The 25,637-nt window shown below is 72.4% G+C and carries 28 protein-coding genes and 1 pseudogene; 9 read left to right on the top strand and 20 right to left on the bottom strand.

Annotation, left to right across the window (positions count from 1 at the left end):
- The 4 genes from AB0J97_RS48135 to AB0J97_RS48120 all read left to right on the top strand — a co-directional run.
- The coding region (locus AB0J97_RS48135; RefSeq protein WP_364103092.1) for an AI-2E family transporter at positions 1-1,051 on the top strand (1,051 nt) is incomplete at its 5' end.
- Positions 1,052-1,152: 101 nt separating this feature from the next.
- Positions 1,153-1,626, top strand: a complete 474-nt coding sequence (locus AB0J97_RS48130; RefSeq protein WP_357707881.1) for a hemerythrin domain-containing protein — start codon at positions 1,153-1,155, stop codon at positions 1,624-1,626.
- Between the two features lie 72 nt (positions 1,627-1,698).
- The gene (locus tag AB0J97_RS48125; RefSeq protein ID WP_357707882.1) at positions 1,699-1,986 is read left to right on the top strand and encodes a hypothetical protein; all 288 of its coding nucleotides are present in this window, start codon (positions 1,699-1,701) and stop codon (positions 1,984-1,986) included.
- A gap of 124 nt (positions 1,987-2,110) precedes the next feature.
- A complete protein-coding gene (locus AB0J97_RS48120) occupies positions 2,111-4,306 on the top strand; it encodes a SulP family inorganic anion transporter (RefSeq protein WP_364103088.1) in 2,196 nt (731 codons plus the stop codon).
- A gap of 39 nt (positions 4,307-4,345) precedes the next feature.
- Here AB0J97_RS48120 and AB0J97_RS48115 read toward each other — a convergent pair whose 3' ends face one another.
- Positions 4,346-5,305 (bottom strand): DUF523 and DUF1722 domain-containing protein, encoded by a 960-nt coding sequence (locus AB0J97_RS48115; protein WP_364103101.1) that lies wholly within the window; start codon positions 5,303-5,305, stop codon positions 4,346-4,348.
- A 73-nt stretch (positions 5,306-5,378) separates the two neighbouring features.
- Between AB0J97_RS48115 and AB0J97_RS48110 the strand changes: the two genes are divergently transcribed.
- Positions 5,379-5,900, top strand: a complete 522-nt coding sequence (locus tag AB0J97_RS48110) for a hypothetical protein (RefSeq protein ID WP_357707884.1) — start codon at positions 5,379-5,381, stop codon at positions 5,898-5,900.
- 51 nt (positions 5,901-5,951) lie between these two features.
- Here the strand turns inward: AB0J97_RS48110 and AB0J97_RS48105 are convergent, their stop codons facing one another.
- The 6 genes and pseudogenes from AB0J97_RS48105 to AB0J97_RS48080 all read right to left on the bottom strand — a co-directional run bounded on the left by AB0J97_RS48105 (position 5,952) and on the right by AB0J97_RS48080 (position 9,752).
- Positions 5,952-6,152: a DUF6069 family protein gene (locus tag AB0J97_RS48105; protein WP_364103098.1), complete on the bottom strand. Its 201-nt coding sequence runs from the start codon at positions 6,150-6,152 to the stop codon at positions 5,952-5,954.
- On the bottom strand, positions 6,149-6,643 hold the full coding sequence (locus AB0J97_RS48100; RefSeq protein ID WP_364103104.1) for a hypothetical protein: 495 nt from the start codon (positions 6,641-6,643) through the stop codon (positions 6,149-6,151). Before AB0J97_RS48100 ends, AB0J97_RS48105 begins: the two co-directional genes overlap by 4 nt.
- Positions 6,633-6,740, bottom strand: a pseudogene (locus tag AB0J97_RS48095) (sigma factor); the annotation flags it as partial. The gene AB0J97_RS48100 and the pseudogene AB0J97_RS48095, both read right to left, overlap by 11 nt.
- A gap of 50 nt (positions 6,741-6,790) precedes the next feature.
- The gene (locus AB0J97_RS48090) at positions 6,791-8,320 is read right to left on the bottom strand and encodes a hypothetical protein (protein WP_364103085.1); all 1,530 of its coding nucleotides are present in this window, start codon (positions 8,318-8,320) and stop codon (positions 6,791-6,793) included.
- A 115-nt stretch (positions 8,321-8,435) separates the two neighbouring features.
- Positions 8,436-8,954 (bottom strand): GNAT family N-acetyltransferase, encoded by a 519-nt coding sequence (locus AB0J97_RS48085; RefSeq protein WP_364103082.1) that lies wholly within the window; start codon positions 8,952-8,954, stop codon positions 8,436-8,438.
- Between the two features lie 51 nt (positions 8,955-9,005).
- Positions 9,006-9,752, bottom strand: a complete 747-nt coding sequence (locus AB0J97_RS48080) for an SDR family NAD(P)-dependent oxidoreductase (protein ID WP_364103079.1) — start codon at positions 9,750-9,752, stop codon at positions 9,006-9,008.
- A gap of 113 nt (positions 9,753-9,865) precedes the next feature.
- On the opposite strand from AB0J97_RS48080, the gene AB0J97_RS48075 reads away from it, so the two are divergent.
- Positions 9,866-10,717, top strand: coding sequence for a helix-turn-helix transcriptional regulator (locus AB0J97_RS48075; protein WP_364103076.1), 852 nt, complete (start codon positions 9,866-9,868; stop codon positions 10,715-10,717).
- A gap of 226 nt (positions 10,718-10,943) precedes the next feature.
- Here AB0J97_RS48075 and AB0J97_RS48070 read toward each other — a convergent pair whose 3' ends face one another.
- The 3 genes from AB0J97_RS48070 to AB0J97_RS48060 are packed head-to-tail and all read right to left on the bottom strand — an operon-like array spanning position 10,944 to position 13,098.
- The gene (locus AB0J97_RS48070; RefSeq protein ID WP_364103073.1) at positions 10,944-11,942 is read right to left on the bottom strand and encodes a TIGR04500 family putative peptide maturation system protein; all 999 of its coding nucleotides are present in this window, start codon (positions 11,940-11,942) and stop codon (positions 10,944-10,946) included.
- The gene (locus tag AB0J97_RS48065; protein WP_364103070.1) at positions 11,939-12,898 is read right to left on the bottom strand and encodes an MvdC/MvdD family ATP grasp protein; all 960 of its coding nucleotides are present in this window, start codon (positions 12,896-12,898) and stop codon (positions 11,939-11,941) included. Before AB0J97_RS48065 ends, AB0J97_RS48070 begins: the two co-directional genes overlap by 4 nt.
- A 50-nt stretch (positions 12,899-12,948) precedes the next feature.
- A complete protein-coding gene (locus AB0J97_RS48060; RefSeq protein ID WP_357707891.1) occupies positions 12,949-13,098 on the bottom strand; it encodes a hypothetical protein in 150 nt (49 codons plus the stop codon).
- A gap of 193 nt (positions 13,099-13,291) precedes the next feature.
- On the opposite strand from AB0J97_RS48060, the gene AB0J97_RS48055 reads away from it, so the two are divergent.
- Positions 13,292-14,107 (top strand): alpha/beta hydrolase, encoded by an 816-nt coding sequence (locus AB0J97_RS48055; protein ID WP_364103067.1) that lies wholly within the window; start codon positions 13,292-13,294, stop codon positions 14,105-14,107.
- Between the two features lie 7 nt (positions 14,108-14,114).
- Here the strand turns inward: AB0J97_RS48055 and AB0J97_RS48050 are convergent, their stop codons facing one another.
- From AB0J97_RS48050 to AB0J97_RS48040, 3 genes are read right to left on the bottom strand one after another with little or no spacing between them, the layout of a single operon-like run.
- Positions 14,115-15,548: a serine hydrolase domain-containing protein gene (locus tag AB0J97_RS48050; protein ID WP_364103064.1), complete on the bottom strand. Its 1,434-nt coding sequence runs from the start codon at positions 15,546-15,548 to the stop codon at positions 14,115-14,117.
- A gap of 35 nt (positions 15,549-15,583) precedes the next feature.
- Positions 15,584-16,288 (bottom strand): response regulator transcription factor, encoded by a 705-nt coding sequence (locus AB0J97_RS48045; RefSeq protein ID WP_364103061.1) that lies wholly within the window; start codon positions 16,286-16,288, stop codon positions 15,584-15,586.
- Entirely contained in the window at positions 16,285-17,460 is a 1,176-nt protein-coding gene (locus AB0J97_RS48040; RefSeq protein WP_364103058.1) for a histidine kinase, read from the bottom strand. Before AB0J97_RS48040 ends, AB0J97_RS48045 begins: the two co-directional genes overlap by 4 nt.
- Before the next feature lie 292 nt (positions 17,461-17,752).
- Here AB0J97_RS48040 and AB0J97_RS48035 point away from each other — a divergent pair, with 292 nt between their 5' ends.
- Entirely contained in the window at positions 17,753-18,070 is a 318-nt protein-coding gene (locus AB0J97_RS48035; RefSeq protein ID WP_357707899.1) for a hypothetical protein, read from the top strand.
- Here the strand turns inward: AB0J97_RS48035 and AB0J97_RS48030 are convergent.
- Together AB0J97_RS48030 and AB0J97_RS48025 are read right to left on the bottom strand one after the other, a co-directional pair.
- A complete protein-coding gene (locus tag AB0J97_RS48030; protein WP_364103055.1) occupies positions 17,969-19,147 on the bottom strand; it encodes an aldo/keto reductase in 1,179 nt (392 codons plus the stop codon). The two genes, AB0J97_RS48035 and AB0J97_RS48030, sit on opposite strands and share 102 nt — an antisense overlap.
- An 84-nt stretch (positions 19,148-19,231) precedes the next feature.
- Positions 19,232-19,693: a VOC family protein gene (locus AB0J97_RS48025; RefSeq protein WP_357707903.1), complete on the bottom strand. Its 462-nt coding sequence runs from the start codon at positions 19,691-19,693 to the stop codon at positions 19,232-19,234.
- A gap of 392 nt (positions 19,694-20,085) precedes the next feature.
- On the opposite strand from AB0J97_RS48025, the gene AB0J97_RS48020 reads away from it, so the two are divergent.
- Positions 20,086-21,081: a YafY family protein gene (locus tag AB0J97_RS48020; protein WP_364103052.1), complete on the top strand. Its 996-nt coding sequence runs from the start codon at positions 20,086-20,088 to the stop codon at positions 21,079-21,081.
- Between the two features lie 100 nt (positions 21,082-21,181).
- Here AB0J97_RS48020 and AB0J97_RS48015 read toward each other — a convergent pair whose 3' ends face one another.
- Genes AB0J97_RS48015 through AB0J97_RS47995 form a run of 5 tightly spaced genes read right to left on the bottom strand, consistent with a single transcriptional unit; the run spans position 21,182 to position 25,624 of the window.
- Complete coding sequence (locus tag AB0J97_RS48015; RefSeq protein ID WP_364103049.1) at positions 21,182-21,676, bottom strand: hypothetical protein; 495 nt, start codon at positions 21,674-21,676, stop codon at positions 21,182-21,184.
- Complete coding sequence (locus tag AB0J97_RS48010) at positions 21,673-22,683, bottom strand: HAMP domain-containing sensor histidine kinase (protein WP_364103046.1); 1,011 nt, start codon at positions 22,681-22,683, stop codon at positions 21,673-21,675. Before AB0J97_RS48010 ends, AB0J97_RS48015 begins: the two co-directional genes overlap by 4 nt.
- Positions 22,684-22,701: 18 nt before the next feature.
- Positions 22,702-23,100: a hypothetical protein gene (locus AB0J97_RS48005; protein ID WP_364103043.1), complete on the bottom strand. Its 399-nt coding sequence runs from the start codon at positions 23,098-23,100 to the stop codon at positions 22,702-22,704.
- An 11-nt stretch (positions 23,101-23,111) separates the two neighbouring features.
- Positions 23,112-23,801: a response regulator transcription factor gene (locus tag AB0J97_RS48000; RefSeq protein ID WP_364103040.1), complete on the bottom strand. Its 690-nt coding sequence runs from the start codon at positions 23,799-23,801 to the stop codon at positions 23,112-23,114.
- A 23-nt stretch (positions 23,802-23,824) separates the two neighbouring features.
- Positions 23,825-25,624 (bottom strand): acyltransferase family protein, encoded by a 1,800-nt coding sequence (locus AB0J97_RS47995; protein WP_364103037.1) that lies wholly within the window; start codon positions 25,622-25,624, stop codon positions 23,825-23,827.
- Between the last annotated feature and the right edge of the window lie 13 nt (positions 25,625-25,637).

Genomic DNA, 25,637 nt, shown 5'->3' with positions numbered 1-25,637 from the left:
CCTGCCCTTCGGCAGGCCCGGACGGCCGTTCGGCAGCACGCCCTTCGTCTTCGGGTTCACCGCCGCGCTCGGTGTGCTGACCGCCTGGCTGCTGGTCCAGGCGCTCACCGCCAGCGCCTCGATGCTCATGCTGATCGTCGTGTCGTTGTTCCTGGCCGTCGGCCTGGACCCCGCCGTGCGGTGGCTGGAGGAGCACGGCCTGCCCCGCTGGGCCGCGATCACCGCGGTGTTCGCGGCGGTGATCGTGCTGTTCGCCGGGTTCGCCATGGCGGTCATCCCGGCGCTGTCGGAGCAGGCGGGCCAGTTCGCCGACCAGTTGCCCACCTACATCCAGCAGTTGCAGAACAACCCCCAGATCCGCGACCTGGACCAGCGCTACCAGCTCCTGGAACGGCTGCAGGCGTACCTGACCAGCGGCGACCTCGGCCGGCAGGTGTTCGGCGGGCTGCTCGGCATCGCCTCGATCGTGGTCAGCGCCGTGTTCTCCACGCTGACCGTGCTCATCCTCACCCTGTACTTCCTGGGCGCGCTGCGCTCGATCACGCGCACCGGCTACCGGCTGATCCCGCGCAGCCGCAGGGACCGGGCCCGGCTGCTCGGCGACGAGATCCTCGCCCGGGTCGGCGGCTACGTGGCCGGCAACCTGATCATCTCCCTGATCGCGGGCGTCACCACGTTCGTCTTCCTGTCGATCGCGGGCGTGCCGTACGCGCTCGCGCTGGCGATCATCGTGGCCCTCACCGACCTCATCCCGCTCATCGGCGCGTTCATCGGCGCGGGCATCGCCACGCTGGTCGCGCTGTTCGCCTCGCTCCCGGTGGCCATCGCCACGCTCATCTTCTTCATCGTCTACCAGCAGATCGAGAACTACCTGATCGCGCCCAAGGTGATGAAGTCGTCCGTGGACGTGCCGGCCGCCGCCACCATCGTGGCCGCCCTCATCGGCGGCGCCCTGCTCGGCGTGGTGGGGGCCCTGCTGGCCATCCCGGTCGCCGCCGCCGTCCAGGTGATCGTCAACCACGTGGTGCTGCCCCGTCAGGAACGTCACTGAGGACGCGGGTGTGAGCGCCTGACCTCGGGGTACCTGGGCCGGACCCGACGCCCGGCAATCTTCGTCCCCCGCCGGGCGCCCCGACCCCAGGGAGGCCGTCCATGGACGCGATCGTGCTGCTCAAAGAGGACCACAAGACAGTGGAGAAGCTGTTCAAGGAGTTCGAGAAGGCGGGCTCCGGCGCCCACAAGACCAAGCAGAAGATCGTCGCGCAGGTCATCGAGGAGCTGACCGCGCACACCTACATCGAGGAGACGATCTTCTACCCGGCCGCCCGCGCGGACACCCCGGACACCACCGACCACATCCTGGAGAGCGTCGAGGAACACCACGTCGTCGTCTGGATGCTGGCGGAGCTGAAGGACCTCGACCCGGCCGACGAGCGCTACGACGCCAAGATGACGGTGCTCATGGAGAACGTCCGCCACCACGTCGAGGAGGAGGAGAAGGAGTGGTTCCCGCAGGTGCGCGAGTCCATGGGCCGCAACCGGCTGCGGGAGCTGGGTGAGGAGATGGACAAGGCGAAGGCCGAGGCCCCCCGCGACCCCCTGAAGATCCCCAGCGCCTCCTCCTAGGCACGGCGGGATGGAACGGCTTGGAACGCCCCAACAGGTGCAGGCCGATCCATCCCGATCCAGGAGGGGACCATGACGTACCTGAGGAGAAAGGTGCCGGCGGCGGTACTGGCCGGCGCCGCCCTCGCGGCGGTCGTCGCGACGCCCGCCGCCGCGCGGACGGGCACGCTGTTCGACGGCTTCGGCCGGAACCTCGCCGAGAACGTCGCGCTCGCCGACGCCGAGTCCGACGCCCGCTCGAACGCGCTGCGTCACGGGTTCACGACGTGCCAGGTGTTCGAGTCGGTGACCTCCCAGGACGCGCGTACGCACGTGTTCTCCGCCCTGGTCACGGTGAGTTGCGAGGACGCCGCCCTGTAGGGCGTCACGGTGGGCGCGGCGCGCCGGGCAACCGGACAAGTCCGGCGCGTTTTACCGTCGTCCGACGTGGGGTTGATCTGGCACTAAGGTGTGCCGCATGAATATAACTACGGAGAGTAGCGTCATGCGTACTCTCAGACACGATGTGCCGGCATCGCTGGTGGTGTTCCTCGTCGCGGTGCCCCTCTCGCTCGGCGTGGCCCTGGCCGCGGGGGCGCCGCTGGCCGCCGGGCTCGTCGCCGCCGCCGTGGGCGGCATCGTCGCCGGGCGCCTGGGCGGCTCGGTGGTGCAGGTCAGCGGCCCGACCGCGAGCCTGACGGTGGTGATCGCCGGTCTGGTGCAGACCTACGGCTGGCGCGCCACCTGCCTGATCACGATCGTGGCCGGCGCCCTTCAGGTGGTGCTCGGCGCGTTCAAGGCGGCCCGGGCCGCGCTCGCGGTCTCGCCCGCGGTCGTGCACGGCATGCTCGCCGGGGTCGGCATCATCATCGCGCTCGCCCAGCTGCACGTCGTCCTCGGCGGCAGCCCCGAGCAGTCGCCGTGGGCCAACCTGGCCGAGCTGCCCAGCCAGATCATGGACCTGCACGGCCACAAGGTGATGGTCGGCATCCTCACCATCACGGTCCTGCTGGCCTGGAGCCGGATGCCCAAGCCCGTCCGGGCGATCCCCGCGCCGCTGGCCGCGCTGCTCGCCGCCGCCGTCACCGCCGCGGTGTTCGGCTGGAACGTCACCCGCATCGACCTGTCCGGCGCGATCACCGCGTGGGCGCCTCCGGTGCTGCCGGCCGGCGACTGGCAGCACATCGCCATGGGCGTGCTGCTGGTGGCGCTGGTGGCCGGGGCGGAGTCGCTGCTGTGCTGCGTGGCCACCGACAGCATGCACACCGGCCCCCGCTCCGACCTCGACCGCGAGCTGACCGGCCAGGGTGTGGCCAACATGGTGAGCGGCTTCCTCGGCGGGCTCCCGGTCGCCGGCGTGATCGTGCGCAGCACCACCAACATCCAGGCGGGCGCCCGCACCCGCTGGGCGGCGATCCTGCACGGCGTCTGGGTCCTGCTGTTCGCCCTCTGCCTGGGCTGGACGATCAAGCTGATCCCGATGGAGGCGCTGGCCGCGCTGCTGGTCTTCATCGGCATCAAGACCATCAGCCTCGGCCACCTCAGGAAGGTCCACGGCCACAACGAGGTGCCCGTCTACGTCATGACCATGTCGGGCGTGATCCTGGTCGGGCTCGCCGAGGGCGTCCTGGCCGGGCTGGCGCTGGCCGCGCTGCTGGCGTTGCGGCGGCTGACCCGGGTGACGGTGGACAAGCGGCAGGAACCCGGCGGGGTCATGCACGCGACGGTCTCCGGCTCGCTCACCTTCCTGGGCGTGCCCCGGCTGACCCAGGAGCTGCGCGCCATCCCGCCCGGCGTCGCCGTCGACCTCGACCTGAACATCGACTTCATGGACAACGCCGCCTTCGACGCGATCCACTCCTGGCGGCTCGACCACGAACGCCTGGGCGGAACGGTCACCATCGACGAGCTGCACGACGAGTGGTACACGATGGCGGCCAGCGGCGGACGCATGTTCCCGGCCAAGAGCCCGCCCAAGGCGCCCGGCCGCTGGTGGCTGCCGTGGACCCACCGCGGTCGTCCGCTGTCGGCCACGGCGGCGATCGAGTGCCGGCTCGCCCAGGGCGCGGACGAGTTCCACAAGCGCACGGCCCCGCTGCTGCGGCCCATCTTCACCCAGCTCGCCACCCAGCAGCGGCCCTCCCACCTGTTCATCACCTGCGCCGACTCCCGGGTCGTGCCCAGCCTGATCACCTCCAGCGGGCCCGGCGACCTGTTCACGGTCCGCAACATCGGCAACCTGGTGCCGTGCGCCGGCTCCGAGCCGCACGACGACTCGGTGGCCGCCGCCATCGAGTACGCCACCGGCGTCCTGAACGTGCACACCATCACCGTCTGCGGCCACTCCGGCTGCGGCGCGATGGCGGCGCTGCTGAAGGGCCCGGCGACCATCGAGGGCCTGCCGCAGCTCAGCCGCTGGCTCCGGCACGGCCGTCCCAGCATCGACCGGCTCGGCGAGGACGGCCACGACACCTCCGCCGAGGACGCCTCGCTCGACGCGCTGTGCCGGCTCAACATCCAGCAGCAGCTGGAGAACCTGCGGACCTACCGCAAGGTCGACGAGCAGGTCAGAGCGGGGCAGCTGACGCTGGTCGGCCTGTACTTCGAGATCGGTTCGGCGCGGGTGCACCACGTGCCGCCGCGCACCCCCGAAACCCCGGAGTCCGGCGGCCAGCTGCCGACCGAGCCCACCCCCCTGTAGGCGCGTGCCCGCCGCGCCGGTCCGCCCGGCGCGGCGGGGTCACACGACGTGGTTGCGCAGGCCCAGCTCCTCCGGATAGGGCGAGAAGTACGTCTGGTCCTGGACGTACGTGGCCGCCTCGCCCCTGGCATGGTGGCGCAGCAACGTGAGCGGCACGCTCAGCGCCACCCGGTGCGCCGCGTACGAGCCGATGACCTCGACGAGGTCGGCGCGGCGCACCGGGTCCAGCTCGTCCCCGACCATGCCGAGGCAGTGTTGCAGCACGTTGACGTTGCGCCCGATCGACGCCTTGACCGCCATCGCCTCCCGGAACGCCCTGCCGTACTCCTCGGCGAGCTCCTCGCGCGGCCGGACGCCCGCGGCGGCCACCAGGCGGCCGGTCTCGCGGTAGCCGTCGGGGGAGTGGGCCAGCAGTTGCATCTTGTGCCGGGCCTGGAAGGCGACCAGGTCGCGCGGCCGCCAGTCGCCCTCCAGCAGCTCGCGCAGCCGCGCGTGGGCGAAGATGCGCTCGACGAACGCCTCTCGCAGGACCGCGTCGTTGAGCCGGCCCTCGTCCTCGACGGGCAGCAGCGGGTGGCCCTCGATCACCGCGTCGGCGAACAGGCCCCGGTTGTTCCTGGTCACCGCGTTGTCCCCGGCGTAGAGCGGGATGCCGTGGATGCCGCAGCTCGGGCTCTTGGCCTTGAACACGTAACCGTCGGCCGCCAGGCGCGGGGAGCGTTCGGCGGCCAGGTCGTCCATGGCGGCGGTGAGGTCGCGGCGGCTCTGCCGGGTCATCAGGCGGGGGCCGGCGGGGGAACGTTCCAGACGCAGCGTCTCGCGGGGCGCGCCGAGGCCGATCTCCATCTCGGGGCAGATCGGCACCCAGTCCACGAACGGCGCCAGCTCCTGCGTCAGGAATCGGGCGCGGCTGTGCCCGCCGTTGTGCCGTACGGGCTCGCCGAGCAGGCAGCTCGACACCGCCACCCGCGGCCTGCCCCAACCGTGCGCCTCCACCATGTCCTGACAGATGCCCACCACAGGCGTCCGCACGCCACGAAGATTTGTCGCAACCAGGGCGTAGCGTTCAGGCATGACGAATGCGCACATTCCGCTTGATGGCGAGCAGTGGCAGCCCGGGGATCTCGTCGTCGACGCCGACGGCGGCCTGTTCACGCGCGCGAGTGCGCAGGACCAGGCGGACGGTGTGCCGTGGGGGCGTCCCCGGCACACCGCCCGGCACGCCGACGGGAGCACCCACGTGCCGGCGGGCGAGGCGGGGGAGCAGGTGCCCGCTCGCCCGCTGACGCTGCTGCTCCGCGACGGGCGGCCGGCGCTGCCGGTCGTACCGGCGGACGCGGCGACCGTGCTCGGCACGCAGGCCCGGCAGACCGCGGCGCTGGCCGGGGTCGGCGGCCTGTTCCTGGCCGCCACCGCCTTCGACCCGGACGGCGCCGGCGACCCGAGGGCGGCCCGGCTGCGCGCGGACCTGCTGGATCACGTGGTGGTGGTGGACGACGCGGAGGAACTGACGGCGATGTTCGGCGGCGCGGCCGACGGGCTGCTCGTCGAGCTGGCGGAATGGCACCAGCGCATCGTCGGCGAGACCGCCTGACCGGCCCCCGGCCTTCGCCGGCGAGCGCGACGGACACCCGTAGCGGGACCGTCAGCCGGTCCTGGCGCGCCGGCTGCGCGCCAGGACGGGGATCACCACCGTCGCCGGGACGAGGTGGAGCCCGAGGAGGGCGGTGACGGTGGCGGTGTCCGCCCCGGACAGGAGGGGACCAGCGAGATCGCGGTCAGCGACCCCGCCGTCCACCGGAACCGCCCGGCCTGCGACGCCTTCGGTGTCGTTCCCGGTGTTCATGGCGTTCCTCCGTCGTTCGATGACGTGCCGTCCGCGGGCAGGCGCTCCGGCAGGCCGAGCCGCGGGAACTGGTCGTCGTGGAAGATGACGACCTCGGTGATCGCTCCGCCGGTGACGCGCAGGACGTCGATCGTCAGCGGCAGGTACGCGCCCTCCGCCTGCCGCCAGAGGTGGAAGGCGACGGCGGGTTGCCGGTTCACGGCCGTGGGGACGGCGCGCAGGCCCCTCAGGTCCACGAAACCGCTCTCGACCCAGTCGCTCACCACCATGTCGCGGCCGACGCACAGACCCGGCGTGGGCGGCATCGAGCAGCGGACGTCGTCCCGCAGCAGCGCGGTGAGCCCGCGGGCGCGGCGCGAGGTGCTGGACCGCGACCAGGTAGGCCAGCTCGATCGTCTCCGCGCGACCGCGACGGTCTCGGGCTCGTCCGCGTCGCCCGCGGGCAGCCGGTCCGGGTAGGGCTGCAACCACAGCACCTCGCCGCCGGGCACGCAGGAACGTCTCCTGGACGGTGTCCTCGGCGTCCTCGAACGACCCGAGCATGCGGTAGCAGTGCACGTGCAGCTCCCGCCGGTGCCGCTCCGCCATCCCCGAGAACGAGAGCTCGTCGACCCCGTCCAGCCGCGTGTCCGTACTCATCACCGGGGCGGCGCCGGGGGCAACTGGGACACCGGGTGCAGTACGGGCCTCAGTTTGCGCCGCACCAGCCGGCGGATGGTCCACACATGCCTCAGTCGCGGCACGGTCGGCGGGAACGGGGTGAACCGCGGACGCCACGCGTGGTCGAAGGACAGGATTCCCTGGAGCGGGAAGTCCCAGCGGAGGCCCTTGGCGTGCGGGTCGGGCGGCGGGATGTCCGGCAGCAGCGGTAGGGGAGGCCAGTCGACGTCCGGCTCGGCGGACGACCTCGTCGCGTACTCCTGGGCGGCGCTCTCCCGGAAGGCGTGGTAGATCTCGTCGTCATAGACGAGCAGCAGCAGCCGGGCGGGCGTGGTGGTGCGGAGCGCCTCGGTGAACTCCCACATCGTCCCGGGACCGGGGGCCGCTGTCATGATCACCGCGTGCGCGCCCCGGATCAGCCCGCTCACCGTGCGCTGCCAGTCGTCGACCGGCAGATATCCGCGTTCGGCCCCCAGCTCCGGCAGGCGTTCGCCGGGTTGCCCGATCGCGACGACGCGACCCAGCCCGCGGAACTGACGCACCAGGAACTCCTCCTGCGTCCCGGGCAGCTCGAAGGGCGAACGGGTGGTCCAGCCCGGAGCCTGGTCCGGGGGCAGGGCCATCGCGGGGTCGACGGCGAAGGGGCGCAGATAGAGCAGATACCGCTTCCCGGCGAGCTCCTCGAACGACGGGATGATCCGGTGGCGGTGCCGCCTTCCCCGTTTCAGGAGATCGACGCTGACACCGTAGAGCAGCATCGGAGGCACCACGATCGCGACCGCGATCAGCGGCGGCGCCCACAAGGGAAGATCCGCGTTGGACACCAGCTCCTTGTACAGCGAGCTGCCGACGAGGGGCACCGACAATGCCAGGGCGCCCAGTGTCCATCCCAGAACGGTCAACACCCGTCCTCGGGCGGGGCTTTGAACGGCCCGGCCGTCAATGTGGCCGCCGTCGTCACGTGGTCGTCTGAGGGGGCCGATGGCGGTCGCCAGAAGGTTGTTGACGGTGGCGATGACGATGATCAGCCAGGGAATGTGAAAGTCATGGGAAATGCTGAACTTGGTGGCGATGACCGACACGCCGGCTGCCGTGATCGTGACCAGCGTCGCGACATGGACAAACGTCTCGGGCCTGCTCGGGCGTTCGGTGAGCAGAATGTTGATGGCCGCGCCGAGTACCCCCGCCGCCAGAATGGGAAAGAGCATCTCGGCGACCACGTCGCCGACGAAGAGCGCCAATTGAATGAACGGGGTGTCCAGGTCGTCGCGGATCGCGATGTAGGAAAGTGTGGCGAACTGCCGGCGTTCCTGCGCGTAGCTCACCATTGCCACCCACACGGCCGCGAACACCGTGGCGACCAGGCACATCCTGATCACCAGGGTGTTCGCCGCGGCCATGGGTGAGTCGGAATTCCGGCCGTGACGAACGTCATGCATTGTTGCGACCGCCTGGATGAGCGCGGCGGCAACGGCGGTCCACGTGACGGCACCGGAAACGGGGGACACCCGCCCATGGTCGCACAGCAAGAATGTCGCCGGCCTGAACTTGAGAATGGCGCAGACCCGCATACTCGAATGGAGACTGCCGCCGGCCTGGAATGGCGCAGTACGCCGTCCCCGGTCAGGACGCGGGCCGGGCGAGCGCATAACCGAGCATCGGCCACACCTCGCCCTTGACCTCCTGCGTCTCGTCCCGCCGTGGATCACGACGGAACCCCGTGCGCGATGCCACCAGCCGCGAGGCGACGTTGTCGCGATGAGCACGCAGCCACAGCTCGCCCAGGCCGACGTTCCGGAAGGCCCAGGCGCTGAACAGGGCCACGGCCCTGGTCGCCACCCCGCGCCCGCGCGCCTCGGCGGCCACCCAGTAGGAGATCTCACCGAACCGGCCGTCATGCCGCAGCGCGATGTTGCCCAGCCGCCGCCCGGTGACCGAGTCGCAGACGAGGAAGCCCTCGCCGGCCTCTGACTCGCGCAGCCGGACGATCGCGGCCAGCACCTGCGCGGCGTCCAGGGTCGGCGAGTCGGTCGTGAACCGCTGGATGAGCGGGTCGCGCACGCTCTCGGCGTACCAGCCGGCGTCCTCGTCGGTCCACGCGCGGAGCCGTACCACCCCGTCGTCCAGTTCGTGATCGTGCATGGCCGAACCCTGCCAGAGGAGCTCGCGTCCGGCGAGGCAGGGGACGTCGCGCTAGGCGTTCAGGGTGGCCACGACCTGGTCGTAGTCGCCGCGCGCCTCGCCGTACCGCAGGAACTTCACCCGCTCGACCTGGATCTCCTTCGCGTCCGGCCGGGTCTCCAGCAGCTCCATGACCTCTGCCACGAACTCCTCCAGAGGCATCGCGTGCTCGACGAACTCCTCGCCGGGCAGCAGCGCGGTGCGCACGGCCGGCGGTTCGAGCTCCACGATCTTCACCGACGTGTCGGCCAGTTGCAGCCGGATCGACTCGCTGAGCATGTGGACGGCCGCCTTCGAGGCGTTGTAGCTCGGCGTGATCCTCAGCGGCGCGAACGCCAGCCCCGAGGAGACGGTGACGATCGTCGCGTCCGGCCGGGACCGCAGGTGCTCGATGAACGCGGCGATGAGCCGGATCGGGCCCAGCACGTTGGTCGTCACGGTCTCCTCGGCCGTGGCGAGGAACGTCGCGGGGTCGTGCCAGTCCTCGACGCGCATGATCCCCGCCATCGTGACCAGCACGTTGAGATCGGGGTGCCTGGCCAGGACCTCCTTCGCGGCCGACTCGACGCTCGCGGCGTCCGCGGTGTCGATCCGCACGGTGTCGAGGCCCGGGTGCTCGGCCGCGATCCGCTCCAGCAGGTCGGCGCGCCGCCCGCCGACGATGACGGTGTTCCCCCTGGCATGCAGCGCGAGGGCGAGGGCGAGCCCGATCCCGCTCGTGGAACCGGGGATGAAGACGGTGTTGCCTGAGATGTTCATGCCGTCCAGGTTCCCCCTCCGGGCGCAGCGGGTGCAGAGAGCGCTCATCGGGGGATCGGCGATCCCTGGCTGACGGTCATCAGCCCTGGTGAGGCGGCACGATACTGGGAGGCATGGACCGCGCATCGCTCGCCGACTTCCTCCGACGCCGCCGCGAGTCGCTGCAGCCCGAGGACGTCGGACTGCCCACGGGTGCCCGCCGCCGCGCCCCGGGGCTGCGGCGCGAGGAGGTCGCCGCCCTCGCCATGATGTCGACCGACTACTACACCCGGCTCGAACAGCGGCGCGGCCCGCAGCCCAGCCTCCAGATGCTCGCCGCGCTGGCCCGCGCGCTGCGGCTGACCACCGACGAGCGCGACTACCTGTTCCGGGTGGCGGGCCAGAACGCCCCGGCCGCCGTCACGGCGGCCACGCACGTCGCCCCCGCGCTGCTGCGCGTCCTCGACCGGCTCAGCGACACCCCCGCGCTCATCATGTCCAACCTGTGCGAGACGCTCGTGCAGAACCGCATGGCCGAGGCGCTGTTCGGCGACAGGTCCGCCCACACCGGGCTTGCCAGGAGCGACATCTACCGCTGGTTCACCGACCCCGGCGAGCGGCTCGTCTACCCCGAGGACGACCGCGACCGGCAGAGCCGCGCCCTGGTCGCGAACCTGCGGGCCGCGTACGGCACGATGGGGCCGCGCTCGCGGGCCGGCGAGCTCGTGCGGACGCTGTGCAAGGCGAGCACGGAGTTCGTCGCGCTGTGGGACCGGCACGAGGTCGCCGCCCGCTTCGCGGACCACAAGATCATCGTCCATCCCCGGCTCGGGCCGATCGAGCTCGACTGCCAGGCACTGTTCACCGAGGATCAGTCACAGGCGCTCCTGGTGCTCACCGCTCCGCCGCGCACCGAGGCCCGCGAGAAGCTGGAACTCCTCGCGGTGCTGGGCTACGAACGTTTCCCCACCGACGTGCCGGGCTGACCGCTGCCGACCCTGGCGGACGATGCCGTACTTGCCGTTGCAGGGCCACGTGCCGGACTTGGCGATCCTCTCGCGCTGTGCTCGCCTGAGCCGTGCCGGCCTGGATACGCGCGGCGGGGGGCGGCCGTCAGCAGGGCCAGGCCGGCGGCGGTGGTGGCCAGGGCGAGGGCGGCCGCCGGGGCACCCCGATGGGGACGAACCGCCTTTCCCTGGTACGGAAGCGGCGTCACCTGCCCGACGTCCGTTCCGCGACCCCCCAGAACCACTCGATCTTGGCCGCGTGCCTGCGCTCCTCGATCCATTCGCCGAAGATCCGGCGCTCGACGAGGTCGCGGACCGTCCCGTCGAGCACGGCCGGCTCCACCGCCAGGACCTTGACCAGCAGGTGCCCGCCCTCCACGGGGAACGGCCCGGCGACCGTCCCGGGAGGCGCCCCGAAGATCCGCTCGGCCGTCTCCGCGTCGAGGTCGCCCCGGCGGAGGGTGGCGAACACCTCGCCCGGCCGGGCGCTGCCGTCGGCGAAGGCCCGCTCGACCATCTGGAGGAACGCGGCCGCGTCGGGCACGGCCGGTACGTCGGCGAACACCACGCGCGCGACCCGGACGACGTCGAACTCCCCGCCGTGTTCGGCGAACCAGTCCTCCACCCGTCCCGCGGCCACCCGCGAGCGCAGCGCGGCGACGGCGGCCTCGACCGCGACCAGCTCCTCCAGCTCCCGGTGGGAGATGCGGTTGCGGTCCATCCAGGCCCGGGTCGCCGCCCCGGTCAGCAGGCCGCGTGCGCGGCGGAAGGCGTCCATCGCCTGCTGCAGCGCGGCGTCGCTCAGCGGTTCCCGCGCCTCCGCCAGCTCCTCGCGTACGAGGCTGTCGGCGATGAGCCGGTCGGCCAGCGCGGACTCGTCCCAGATGAAGTCCAGGCAGGCGATCGCCCTGGCCACGGGGGTCTCGATGCCGTTGACCCGGAGCAGCAGGTGCTCGCCCGCGCGGTGCACGCCGCGCAACGGCCACGGCAGGGCCCGGTCGGAGCACCAGGACAGCGAGATCGTGGCGCCGTCGCCGTCCTTGATGAGCAGGGCGTGGTGCAGTGACCCGTCGAACTCCTCGCGCTGGGCGACCAGTCGCGTCCGGGTGTGCGGGTACGCCGCGCGGAACCCCTCCAGGCCGCCCTCGGGCGCGCCCGAGCTGAGCAGGCCCACCGCGTCGGCGAGCATCGGCCCGTACGTCATCGCCGCACTCCGTTCTTGAGCAGTTCGCCGATCGCCGTGCTGATCGGCAGCCCGGTCGCGTCCTCGATCCACAGGAACTGGCCGTTCGGGTTGATCTCCAGGAAGACGTGGCGGCCGTCCGGCGTGAGGATCAGGTCGATCGCGCCGTACGTCAGGCCGAGCCGCTCGACCAGCTCCAGGCAGCGTCCGGCGACGTCGCCGGACAGGTCGTGCGGCAGGACGGGGGTGGCCCCGGGGTCGTAGTGCCGCCAGTCGTAGCGGGTGTGGTTGCTGACCTGGGAGTGGATCTCCGCGGCGAAGAGCTCGCCGCCCACCACCGTCACCCGCACCTCGACCCGCTTGGGAACGTACGCCTGGACGATGACCGGGCACAGGCGCAGGGCGTCGGCGTGACCGAGGTCGGCCGGGGTCACGGGCGCCGCGAACCGCCCGAACCGCTCACCGCCCGCCTCCGGCTGATTGCCGTGCACGGGCTTGGTGATCACCCGGCCCTCGTGCCGGTCGTAGAAGTCGAGGAAGCAGTCGGGATCGTTGGTGATCAGCGTCGCGGGCAGGTCGAAGCCCAGCCGCCTGGCCACCTCCAGCTGGTACGGCTTGCGCCCCGCACGGTCGATGACCGGCCTGGAGGCCGGGACCTTGAGGCACCCCAGGCCGTCCCACAGGCTCTCGGCCAGGACGCGGCACTCCTCCTCGACGTGGTCGCGGGCGACGGTCCGAGGATGGGCCACCGGGTTGCCCGGGCGGCGGTACCAGATCGCGGTCAGCTCGTCGAGGACGAGACGTCGTCCGTCCTGGACGAGGGCGCGGACGGTCGAGCCGTCTCCCGGATGGCCGATCTGCAAGGTGGCGTCGGCGGGGAAGCGCGCGGGGTCGAAGACGGTGACGTCCGCCGCGGCGAGCGTGCCCACGACGCGCTCGGCGTGCTCGTCTCCGTCGCAGGTCAGTACGAGGATCATCAGCGTGGTTCCGGTCGGGGGCGCGACCCGGGCCGCGCCCCCGCGGCGTACTAGTTGCTGTCGCCGGAGGTGTGCGAGTGGCCGCCGTGGATCACGATGACCTGGCTCTTGGCGCCGCCGCTCACCTGGAGCAGCTGGCCCTCGTCGAGCTCAGCGCCGTACGCGGCGATGTCGTCGATGCTGGTACGCGTCTTCCCCATGATCATTCCCGCCCTTTTGTCTGCATGGGGAGCCGAATGCGCCCCATCGCGTGGAACACGGTAGGGAGGCGGCGTCCGGGGCGTCGTCCGCCGGATGGATGATCAGCCGTCATCCTGCGGGCGGAGCACTGTCCGCGGTCTGCCATGATCATCTTTTGGACGGGTCGGGCCCGTCCGGGGGAGGAGCGGGTCGATGGCGTTCACGACGCAGAGGTACGCGACCGTCCGCGGGCTGCGTCTGGCCTGGCTGGACGCGGGTGAGGGGCGGCCCTCGGGGGACGGGGTGGTGCTGGCGCTGCACGGGCATTTCGGGCGGGCGCGCATGTTCGCGTCCCTGGCCGGCGCGCTGGCCCCGCGCTACCGCGTGATCGCCCTGGAACAGCGCGGGCACGGGCACTCCGCCCGCGGCGACGGCGATTTCGAGCCGGACGCGTACGTGGCCGACGCCGCCGCGTTCCTGCGCGGTCTCGGCCTGGGGCCGGTGGTCGTGCTGGGCCACTCCATGGGCGGCGTGGTCGCGTTCCGGCTGGCCGCCCGGCACCCGGAGCTGGTCCGGGCGCTGGTCGTGGAGGAGGGCGGGGCGGACAACCGTCCGCCGGAGGTGCCGCATCCCGTGCTGGACGTGAGCGGGTGGCCCCGCCGCGCCGCCACCCTGGACGAGCTGCGCCGCGCCATCGAGGCGCGCGGCATTCCCGACGCCGGCTACTTCCTGGACAGCGCCGTCGAGCGCGGCGACGGGTGGGAGCTGCTGTTCGACCACGACGACATGATGGCCTCGCAGCGGGCGCTGGTGGGCGACTGGTGGGCCGACTGGCTCGGCTCGGACTGCCCGGCGCTGCTCGTCCACGGGCTGGACAGCTTCGTCCTGCCCACGGCCCTGGCCAGGCGGATGGCCGCGCGTCGGCCCGGCACCGTGCTGCGCGAGTTCGCGGGTTGCGGTCACTGGGTGCACGACGACGATCCCGTGGGGTTCACCGAGGTCGTCCGCGAGTTCCTGGACGGCCTGTGAGACGCGTTCAGGCAGACTCCTTCGCCATGCGGCGCAAGCACCGCAGCCGACGGCCGAACGCGACCGCCCCGAGCGCGCAGCAGACGAGGGAGAAGATCGCCAGCAGCGGCAGCAGCCAGACGGTGACGATCCAGTACTGGATGTCGAACGGCCCCCAGACCAGCGCCGGCAACAGCGCGCCCAGCACCGTCACCACGGCGAGGGGCAGCAGCCGCGGAACCAGCCGCGGCCGGCGCGCCGCACGGCGTCGCGCGGCCCAGCGGCGCGCCCGGACGGTCGCGGTGACCAGCAGCGCGGTCATCCCCACAGTGAGCCCGAGCAGGACCGCGTTCACGACGGTGAGCGGGTTGCTCATCGGCGTCGCCGGCGCCCCGAGCCGCTCGGCGAGGAGGTTGGCCGAGAGCAGGCCGGGGTCGCCGCCGCTGTTGGTCAGGACGAGCGCGGCCACGCCGGTCCCGGGCGAGAAGACCATGTCCCCGGTCCACGTCGCCAGCGTCCCGCCGTGGCCGACCAGCGACGGCGGACCGCCCGCCGTGACGGGACGGGACCGCCAGCCCAGGGCGTAGCCGCCGGCCTTCGGCCGGCCGGTGTGCAGCTCGGCCAGCGAGCCGGCACTCAGCAGGCCCGCCCCGAAGGTCCCCTGGTTGAACCGCAGCCACCGCACCATGTCGTCCAGCGTCGAGACCACCCCGCCGTTGCCGAAGCACATCCCCGGCATCTCCGGCGCCGCGACGGCGACCCCGAGAACGACCTCGTACCCGGACGGCAGGCCCTCGGCGCGATCGGAACAGCCCGGCGTCGAGCTGGTGGCGGTCATGCCCAGCGGCGTGAACAGCTCGGCGCGGAGGAAGGCGTCGAAGGACGTCCCCGACAGCAGTTCGACGATCCTCGCCGCGATCGAGTAGTTGGTGTTGTGGTACTCCCAGCGGGTGCCCGGATCGGCGGCCAGGGCCTTGTCGGCCAGCCCGGCCACGATCTCCCGCGCGTCGCGCGCGGGCGGGAACACGTACTCGTCGTCGGTGCTGTTCGACAGGCCCGAGGTGTGGCTGAGGGCCTGGCGCACGGTGATCCGGGTGAAGCGCGGGTCGGCCATCCTGAAGCCGGGCAGGACCTTGACGACCGGGTCGTCCAGGGAGAGGCGGCCGCGGTCGACCAGCAGCATGACCGCCGCCGCCGTCATCGACTTGCTCATCGACGCGATCCGGAACCGGGTCCGCGACGTCACCGCCTCGCCGTCCCCGTCCCGGCCGCGGACGATCGTCTCGACCGACGACCCGTCGATCACGGCCGCCGCGACGCCCGGCGTGCCGTAGACGGAACGGTAGTCGTCGACGAGCCGATCGCCGGCGGCGTGCGCCGGTGCCGTCCAGCCGAGCAGGACGGCGGTGAGAACGAGGAGGGAGGCCACCCGGGACAGGCGCGGCAGACGTGGAAAAAGCACGACGTCGAACCTAGGCCGGGCGTCCTCGGGCGACATCACACCAAAGGGTGAGGCGGCGCCACTCGATGGGATGGAATCCGGCCGGCCAGGTCGTCGCGCGCCACGAGCCCGTTCTCGTAGGCGTGGATCACCACGTGCACGCGGTCGCGCAGGCCCAGCTTCTGCAGGATGGCCCGGACGTGCGACTTCACCGTGTTCTCGCTCAGCACCAGCTCCGCGCGGATCTCGGCGTTGGACCTGCCGCGGGCGAGCAGGCCGAAGACCTCGACCTCGCGCGGGGTGAGGCCGTCCAGGGCCGCCGTCCGCCGCGTCGGCACCTGACGGACGAGATCGAGGATCGTCGCGGCCACGCCCGGAGCCAGCGCCGACGTGCCGGCGGCGACGTCGCACACGGCCTGGGCCAGCGCGGCGGGCCGGACGTCCTTGGTCAGGTAGCCGCTCGCACCCGCCCGGATGGCGGCCACGACCAGTTCGTCGTCGTCGAACGTCGTCAGCATGAGCACCCGGGTCGCCGGCGCGATCCGGACGATCTCCGCCGTGGCGGCGACCCCGTCCATGCGCGGCATGCGGATGTCCATCAGCACCACGTCGAGGCGGTGCCGCCGGACGACCTCGACGGCGTCGCCGCCGTCGCCGACGTCGTGGGTGACCTCGATGCGCTCGTCGGCCGACAACACCGTGCGGAGCGAGGCCCGCAGCAGCTCCTGATCGTCGACGAGCATGACGTGGATGCCGGTCACGCGCCCTCCTTCGTGGGGAGCCGCGCCCGCAGCACCCATCCGTCGTCCCCGTCGTCGATCGACAGGGTGCCGCCCGCCGTACGCACCCGTTCCTCGATCCCCATCAGGCCGGTTCCCGTGCTGCCGGCGTCGCGCGGCGCCTTGCCGCCGTCGTCGCGCACCTCCACGACCACCTCGGACGGGCTCCAGCACAGGCGGGCGGCCACCTCGACGGGGGGTTCGAGGTGGCGCAGCGCGTTGGTGATGCCCTCCTGCACGGTCCGGACCACCGCGACCTCGGCGCTCAGGCTCAGCGGCCGCCGCTCGCCCACCTCGGCGTACGTCACCGCGTGGAGCGGGCTCGCCGCCGACGCCACGAGGCCGGGGAGGGCGTCGAGCGAGATCGGGACCGCCGCGGGCCGGGAGGCGGCGCGCGGCGCCGCGGTGGCCGGGCCCAGGGTGGCCAGCATCGCGCGCAGACCTTGGTGGGCGTCCCGGCCGGCCTCGGCGATGTCGCCGAGTTCGCGGCGGGTCGCCGGATCCGCCGTCGTCACCGCCGCTGCCTCGATCCGGGCCACCATGACGGTGACCGTGTGGGCGATCACGTCGTGCAGGTCGCGGCGGATGCCGGCCCGTTCGGTCGCGACCGCCGCGGCCAGCCGTTCGCCCTCGGCTCGCCGGTCGGCCTCGTGCCTGCGATGTACCAGCAGGGCGGCGAGCCACACCCCACCGACCACGAGCATCAGCAGCCCGCCTTCGACCAGGCGGGTCCACACAGGGGTGTCAGGCGGCAGCCGGGCCCACGCCACCACCTCCGTGAGGACGATCCCGAGCACGGCGACGGCCAGCGCGACCACCGACGACCTGACCGGGACCAGGCCGGTCAGCCGCCACAACGCGAAGGGGAAGCAGACGGCCGAGGGCAGCAGGCTCGGCGACCAGCTCAGGGCGGGCGTCAGCACCAGGACGAGCATCGCCAGCGCGCCGATCGTGTACCCCGGCCACGGCCGTCGACGGACCACCGCCGCTCCCGCGTGGAGCAGGACGACCGCGCCCGCCGCGGCGGCGACCTGCCACAAATCCGCCCCGAGGTGCCGCACAGCCGCCAGGACGAGCACCGTCAGCAGGGCCAGGACCGCGTGCGCCGCCACCGTCGTCGCCGGCCACGTGCTCCGGCGCGGGGAGGCTGTCACGGTCGTCGCCTTCCGGTGGGGGCTCGTGGCGGGGAGCCGTACCCGGCTCGACGTGCCACAGAATAACCAGCAACATCCGCCCCCACCGACTCCGGCACCCCCGCGGCTCCTCGGCCACGGACCCCTGGTTCGTGGCCGGATTGGGGGAGTTCTTCGGATCGGGGCGGTCCTGCTACCCTGATCGCCGTTCGGGCCGGAAGGCGGGGCCGGGACGAGCGTGTGGCCTGGGAGGAACCCCGGCCGCCGTGAGCCGCTCGACCCACGCCGCCATGGAGTCGGGGGGCGACTGAGGATGAGCGCGGAAGAGGACTTCAAGCAGGTCGGCGCCGAGCTGGCCGACCTGGGCGTGCTGATCTCCAGGATGATGGGCAGGCCCGCCCTCAAGGACCAGGCGGGCAAGGTGTTCGCGAGCCTGCAGCGTGACGGCGCGATGGTGTTCCGGCTGGTCAGGGACACCCCCGAGCACGCGTCCGCGCTTGAGCTGCCCGGCGCGTGCCTGTTCGACCCCTCAGGACAGGGCAGAGTGGTCAAGGACTGGGTCGTCGTGCCCCACTCCTCGGCCGAGCAGTGGACGGACCTGGCCGAGGCCGCCCTCAGCCGCCCCCGCTGACCCTCCGCCCCGCTGACCACCCTTCCCGCCGGTCGGCGGGCGCGAGCACGCCTGCTCCCCGGTGCGGCGGCGGCGCAGGTCGGCTTGCTCGAGTGCGGGTGGTACGTAGGCGATGTCGAGCGTGCCCGGGTTCACCCCGGGCGGGACCACCTTGTCGATCTGGTCGAGGGTGTCGTCGTCGAGGGTGGTGCCGGCGCCGGCGAGCAGGTCGCCGAGCTGCGCCATGGTGCGGGGCCCGATGATCGCCGAGGTGACCGCGGGATGGCTGATGACGAAGGCCAGGGCCAGATGGGTGAGCGACAGACCGGCCTGCTCGGCGATCGGGACGAGTTCTGCGACGGCATCGTGGTTGCGCTTGTCGGTCATGTGCTTGGGCACCCAGTGCATGCGGGCGCTCGAGACTTGTTCGTTGCCGCCCTTGCGGTAGCGGCCGGTGAGCAGACCCGAAGCCAGCGGGCTCCAGACCAGCGTGCCCAGCCCGTAACGCTCGCAGACCGGGAGGACGTCGCGCTCGATACCGCGGTTCAGGATCGAGTACGGCGGCTGTTCGGTGCGGAAGCGGGCCAGCCCGCGCCGTTCGGAAACCCATTGGGCCTCGACGATCTCCGCGGCCGGCAGGCTGGAATGGCCGATCGCGCGTACCTTGCCCGCCTGCATCAGGTCGGTCAGGGCGGCGAGGGTTTCCTCGATATCGGTGCCGGGCTCGGGGTGGTGGACCTGGTAGAGGTCGATGTGGTCGACGCCGAGACGCCGCAGCGAGTTCTCGACCGCGGTGACGATCCAGCGGCGGGAGCTGCCGCGATGGTTGGGGTCGGTGCCCATGGGGCCGTTGACCTTGGTGGCGAGCACCACGTCGTCGCGTCGGCCGCGCAGCGCCCTGCCCACGATCCGTTCGGTTTCGCCGTCACCGCCGTAGACGTCGGCGGTGTCGATGAAGTTGATGCCGGCGTCGAGGGCCCGGTGGATGATGGCGACGCAGTCGTCGGGGTCGGGGTTGCCGAACGGGCCGAACATCATGGTGCCGAGGCAGTAGGGACTGACCTGGATGCCGGTACGGCCCAGGGGGCGAGTGCGCATGATCTGTTCCTTCCAAAGGCGGCGGTCCGGGTGGTCCGAGGCGGCCGGGGCGGGCCGCCTCGGACCGGATGAGTGCGTCGGTGGTCAGCCGGCGTGCGGGGCGGCGACGTCGAGGATCCAGGTGACGCCGAAGCGGTCGGTCAGCATCCCGAAGCCCGGGGCCCACTGCGACGGGCCGTACTTCTCGATGATGTCGGCGCCGTCGGTGAGCTTGTCCCACAGCGCCCCGACTTCCTCGGTGGTTTCGCCGCGGACGGACACGAAGAACCGCTCGCCGGTCAGCGTCATGCCGTGCTCGCGAGTGGTGGCGGCGGGCGCGGCGGCGGCCGGTGCCTGGCTGGGCACGTCGTAGGCCATGATGCTGAAGCCGTTGTCGGCCGTGACCTGGCCGAAGACGATCTTGTCGGCGTCTGGCAGTTCCTTCGGCATGCCGAAGTCGCCGTACGCGATGGTGGTGAGGTGGCCGCCGAACACGGTCTGGTAGAACTCCAGCGCTGCGCGAGCGTCGCCGCGGAAGTTCAGGTGGGTGGTGGTGGAGATGGCCATGCCGGTGACTCCTTATTGATTCTCCGGGCGCGGTACGCCCGATATCGGCTGGTAAGTCTCGTTGGCGTCGGGCGACCGAATCGGCGAGTCCCCACGGTGCTGCTGGTCTCAGATGGCCGGCGGAATGGCGCTGACGATCAGGCTGCCGACGATGAGGCCGAGCAGCGGCGCATCGCCGTAGGTGGCGGCGAACCAGACGCCGCCGAGCAGGCTCAAGGCGATGAAGCGAGCAGGATCCCGAACCCGTTCAGGTCGCCCAGAACATCGGACATGGTGCTGACTCCGTCAGTGTTGAAGGGGGCCGTCCGGGGCGCGGGGCTGACCGGCTCGATACGAAGGTTCGCAGGGGTGGGTGACAGGATGTGGCACCTACTCCCGGCAGAATGAGGTTCATGCAGAAAACTTCTGCCCGCCTGCTGGCTCTGCTGTCGCTGCTGCAGACCCGCCGGGACTGGCCCGGCACGGTGCTGGCCGATCGCCTGGACATCAGCCTGCGCACTGTGCGCCGCGATGTCGACCGGCTCCGCGAGCTCGGCTACCCCATCGCAGCCGTCAAAGGCCCTGACGGCGGCTACCGGCTCAGCGCCGGCACCGAACTACCCCCGCTGCTGTTCGACGACGAGCAGGCCGTCGCCCTCACCATCGCCTTGCAGATCGTCGCCACCAACCCCGGCAACGGCCTCGCCGAACCCGCCGAACGGGCACTGAACACCATCCGGCAGATCATGCCCTCCCGACTCCGGCACCGCATCGACGCGCTGCGCGTCACCGCCGTTGAACGACCTGTCACCCGGCCGGCCACCCCGGTCGACGGCGACGTGCTCCTGACCATCAGCGCCGCCGTCCACGCCCACGAGATCCTGCGCTTCGACTACGGCGCCGAGGTCACGGACAAACCCCCGCGCCGCGTCGAACCCCACCACGTCATCACCTGGGACGGGCGCTGGTACCTCATCGCCTGGGACCTCGACCGCGACGACTGGCGCACCTTCCGCGCCGACCGGATCACTCCGCGCACCCCCAACGGGCCCCGGTTCACTCCACGCGTACTGCCCGGAGGAGACGCCGCCACCTTCGTCACCAGCACGTTCCGCGGCTCTGGCGACGCCTCGGGCGACTGGCCCTGCCAAGGCACGGTGATCCTCGACCTGCCCGCCGCCACCGTGGCCCTCTACACCCGCGAGGGAATCGTCGAGGAGACCAGCCCCCACCGCTGCCGGCTCACCCTCGGATCCTGGTCCTGGCCCAGCCTCGCCGCCGCCATCGCCCGCTTCGACGCCGACATCGACGTCATCGGCCCCGACGAACTCACCGACGCCTTCGAACACCTGGCCCGCCGATTCACCAGAACCGCAACCGGCCACGGCATCGCATCACCGACATCGTGAGTTGCCACGCCTACGAAAGACCTCGCCGAAATCGCCGATGTTCCGCGAACTGCTCACCTACGCGCGGCCGCGCGACACCGTGCACATCTCCGAGATGCGGTCATGGCGTGCAGGTGCGGATGCCGGTCGAGCCGTCGACCCGATGGATCTTGACCCGGACGGAGCCCAGGGCGGCGCGCGCCGTCGTGCTGACCGTGTCGGCCACCGTGCACACCAGTTGCCGTTCGGCGGTACGGTCGATGCCCCAGCCGAAGGACAGCCGGACGTCCACCGGCCCGCGCGGGCCGATGCGGACGGGCGGGAGCGGAGCGCCCGGTGGGACGAAGCTCACCAGGCCACGCGCGCGTTCGGCCGCGTCCGGGCCCTGCACCAGCGCTTCGAGCGCGGCGTGCAGCGTGTCGGTGCCCCGGTGGAGGCGTGACACCCGTTCCAGTCCGAGCGCGGAGGAGAAGTACACGTGCACGGTGGCAGACCGGCTGGTCGCGCCCTCCAGCGCGGTGGCCGCGGGACCGGCGGGCGTCGGACCGGTGTCAGTGATCGCGCAGGCCGCCGTCAGCGTCACTGCCAGCAGAACCGGTGCCAGGAGGCGGCTCACGGCCCGTTCCAGGGCAGGGTGAGGGTGAAGACCGCTCCGCCGTCCGGGGCGTTGGCGGCGCTCAGCGTGCCGCCGTGCAGGCGGGCGTTCTCGTAGGCGATGGCCAGGCCGAGACCGCTGCCCTCGCTGCGGGTACGAGCGGCGTCGCCCTTGGTGAACCGGTCGAAGACGTAGGGCAGCAGGCCGGCGGCGATGCCCGGTCCGTCGTCGGTCACGGTGAGGGCGACGCCGCCGGGGACCGCCCGGGCCCGCAGCCGTACCGTGGCCGCAGGTCCGCCGTGGCGCAGTGCGTTGCCGACGAGGTTGGCCAGGATCACGTCCATGCGGCGGGGGTCGAGCCGCACGCGCAGCCCCTCCGGGACGTCCACGGGGACGCGGGCCTGCCAGTGCCGCAGCGCGAGCGTCTTGCGCACCAGCTGTGCCAGGTCGACCTCGTCGAGGGTGAGGACGGCGGCCCCGGCGTCGAACCGCGACACCTCCATCAGGTCGTCCACGAGCCGGGCGAGCCTGCGCGTCTCGTCGGCGACCAGCCCCACGGCCTCGGCGGTCTCGGGCGGCATCCGGCCCGCCGCGACGTCCTCGTCCAGCAGGCCGGTCACGGCGGTCATCGCGGCCAGCGGCGTGCGCAGCTCGTGGGAGACGTCGGCGGCGAACCGGCGGGCACGGGACTCCATGTCGCGCAGGACGGCCGTGTCGCGTTGCAGGGTCGCGGCCATGGTGTTGAAGGTGCGGCCGAGATCGGCCAGTTCGTCGTCGCCGGTGACGGTGATCCGGGTGTCCAGTTCGCCCGCCGCCATGCTCTCGGTGGCCGAGCGCAGCCGCCGCACCGGGCGCAGCACGCTGCCCGCCGCCAGCAGCGCGGGCAGGATCGCGGCCAGGACGACCGGCAGCGCTCCGGCGCGCGCGGCGGTGACCAGCGAGTCCACGTCACGTTGCTGGGCGGCCAGCGAGAAGGAGGCGAACACCACCAGTGGCGGCCGGGCCGCGGGCCGCGCGGCGTCCTGCACCGGGACGGCGATCGCCAGCTAGGGGCGGCCGTCCCGTTGGAAGCGCTGGACCAGGGACGTCGTCGCCGCGGCCGCCGCGCTCTTCAGCTGAGAGGGCAGCGCTGGAGCGGTCGAGGCGGCGACGACCAGCGGCCCGTCCTGGAACGACGCGGCGGTGCGCCAGTCGCGGGAGCCGCCCGCGCGATCCAACTGGAGGGTCAGGGCGCGCAGGTCGGCAGGGGCCGGATCGGACGGCAGGTCCGGTGCCAGCGAGTCGATCTGCGTGCGCAGGTCGTGCACCGCGCCGCTCTGGACGCGTTCCAGGATCGCCGAGCGGGCCTGGTGGAAGGTCAGCGCGGCGGTGGTGAGCGCGCCGAGCGCGGTGACCAGCACGAACCCGACCACCAGCCGGGTACGCAGCCCGCGCGGCACTTTCACCCGCGGAACTCTCACAGCGGTCCGAACCGGTAGCCGAAGCCGCGTACGGTCTGGACGTAGCGGGGACGGCGCGGATCGTCCTCGATCTTGGCCCGCAGCCGCATCACCCCGGCGTCGACCAGCCGGTGGTCACCGTGGAAGGTGTGCTCCCACACCTGCTCCAGGAGCTGCTGACGGCTGTAGGTGCGTTCGGGGGAGGCCGACAGGAACAGCAGCAGCTTGCGTTCGGAGGGTGCGAGGGCGACCTCCGTGCCGTGCTTGAGCACGCGCAGCGCCGCCCGGTCGATCTCCAGGTCGCCGAAGGAGGCGCGGTCGTCGGCGGCCTCCGGCTGCGCGAGCGCGACGCGGCGCAGCACCGCGCGCATCCGGGCCTCGATGACCTCGGCGCTGGCCGGCTTGACGACGTAGTCGTCGGCGCCCGACTCCAGGCCCACCACGACGTCCACGTCGTCGCCGCGCGCCGACAGGATCACGATCGGGAGGACCTGGCTGAACGCGCGGATCCGGCGGCAGACCTCCAGCCCGCTCATGCCCGGCAACATCAGGTCCAGCAGCACCAGGTCGGGAAGCGACGCCGAGACCTCCGCCAGCCCCTGCTCGCCGGTGCCGACCGCCACGGTCTCGTGCCCGCGCCTGCGCAGCCCCAGCGAGACACCCCGGCGAACGGCCTCGTCGTCCTCGATCAACAGAACCCGCGTCATGATCCCTCCATCGACCGTCCCCGTCACCGGGACGGGGTGGCAACGTCGAGCGGAACGGCCGAGCCGGTCTCGTCGCAGGTGACCGGCCAGGCCGGGCCCGCGATCCCCGACTCGAAGACCCGCACGACCACGTCGGCCTGCGCGCGTCCGCCCGGCACGCCCGGCGCCGCGGCGGCGGTGCACACCAGCTGGCTCACCGCCGTGTGGTCGAGCTCGGACACCACCCACGGCAGGTACAGGTCCACCGCGCCGCGCGCGGCCCGCGCCCGGACCTGCCGCGACCCGCCCGGAAGGGCGGTGGTCAGGCCGCGCGCCCGTTCGGCGGCGGTGGGCCCGGCCAGCAGCGCGTCCAGCGCCTGCTGCGGCCCGGCGCCGGGCCTGGCCGGACGGGCGGCCGGCCAGGAGCCGTACGGCGTGCGGAAGTACACCCGTAGCTGACGTGACCGGTCGGTGGTCAGACCGCCCGTGGCGGGCGCACCGGCCGCCATCGGCCCGGTCGCCCTCACCTCGGTCCCGCAGGCCGCGACCGCCAGGACGGCAGCCAGCATCGCGACCAGCCGGATCAGCTGCGTGCCTCCCACTCTCCTCCTGCCCGCGCGTGTCGTCATGGTGAGCCCAGCCGGCTCACGTCGACGGTGCCCGCTCCCGGACTCGGCTGAGGAATCGCCACCCAGGTGCCCACGGCCACGGTGATCGCGACGGCCAGCGCGGCCAGCCCCGGGCGGCCGGTCGCCCATCGGGCCCGCGACCGTACCGGGTCCTCCACCAGCAGCTTCGACAGTATCGCAGCCAGCAGCGACAGCCCGATCGCCAGAGCGTCGCGCCCCCAACCCCCCCACCCCGAGCACCTTCTGGGGCAACAGCAGAAATATCGGCCAATGCCACAGGTACAGGCTGTAGGAGACCTCGCCCAGCCGGCGCGGCAGGACGGCGCCGACGGCCCGCCCCACGAGCCCGCCGGGCACGGCGGCCAGCAGCGCGATCAGCACGGCCGAGGCCAGCGAATGCGCGAACATCCCGCCCTGGAACAGGCCGGGGGCCTTCTCGCCCGCGGTCAGCGTCCAGGAGAGCACCAGGCCGCCCAGCAGGACCGCGCACACCGCGTCCGCAGCCGCCCTGGGCACGCGTCCGGCCAGGTCCCGCGCGGGTGCGGTCGCCGCGACCGCGCCCAGCAGCAGCGAGAACGCACGTGTGTCGGTGCCCTCGTAGGCGCGGGTGGTGTCCACGGCGTCGCCGTACCTGACCATCAGGACGAGCGAGACCAGCGCCCCGACCGCTGCGACGGCGGCGACCTGCCGATGCCCGCCGGCGCCCCCGCGCCCCGCGGCCAGCACGACCAGCGGCCAGAGCAGGTAGAACTGCCACTCGACGCCGATGCTCCACAGGTGCGCGAACAGGCGGGTACCGGCGGCGTCCCAGTAGCCGATCTGCTCGGCGATGTAGTGCCAGTTGGCGGCCTGGGCCGCCGCCCACGGCGCGTCCTGCAACACCGCCCGCAGCATCGGTGGCGTGGCGAACGCCCAGGCCAGCAGCAGCGTCGCCACGCCCACGAAGGCCAGGGCGGGCAGCAGCCGCCGCGCCCGGCGCGCCCAGAATCCGGCCAGGTCCAGGCGGCCGCTCCGGTCGAGCTCGGCCAGCAGCAGCCCGGTGATCAGGAAGCCGGACAGCACGAAGAACAGGTCCACACCGAGGAACCCGCCGGACAGGTACCCGGCGTGGAACAGCAGTACTGCCGCGACGGCCAGGCCGCGCAGCCCGTCCAGCGGCCCGATGTGCGCACGCCCCGGGCTCTGCCGCCGATGGGTCCCGGCGAAAGAAAGCATGTCAACGACTCCC

Source organism: Nonomuraea sp. NPDC049607 (genome assembly GCF_040675375.1).
Classification (GTDB): domain Bacteria; phylum Actinomycetota; class Actinomycetes; order Streptosporangiales; family Streptosporangiaceae; genus Nonomuraea.
This window is presented reverse-complemented; position numbering and strand designations above follow the sequence as displayed.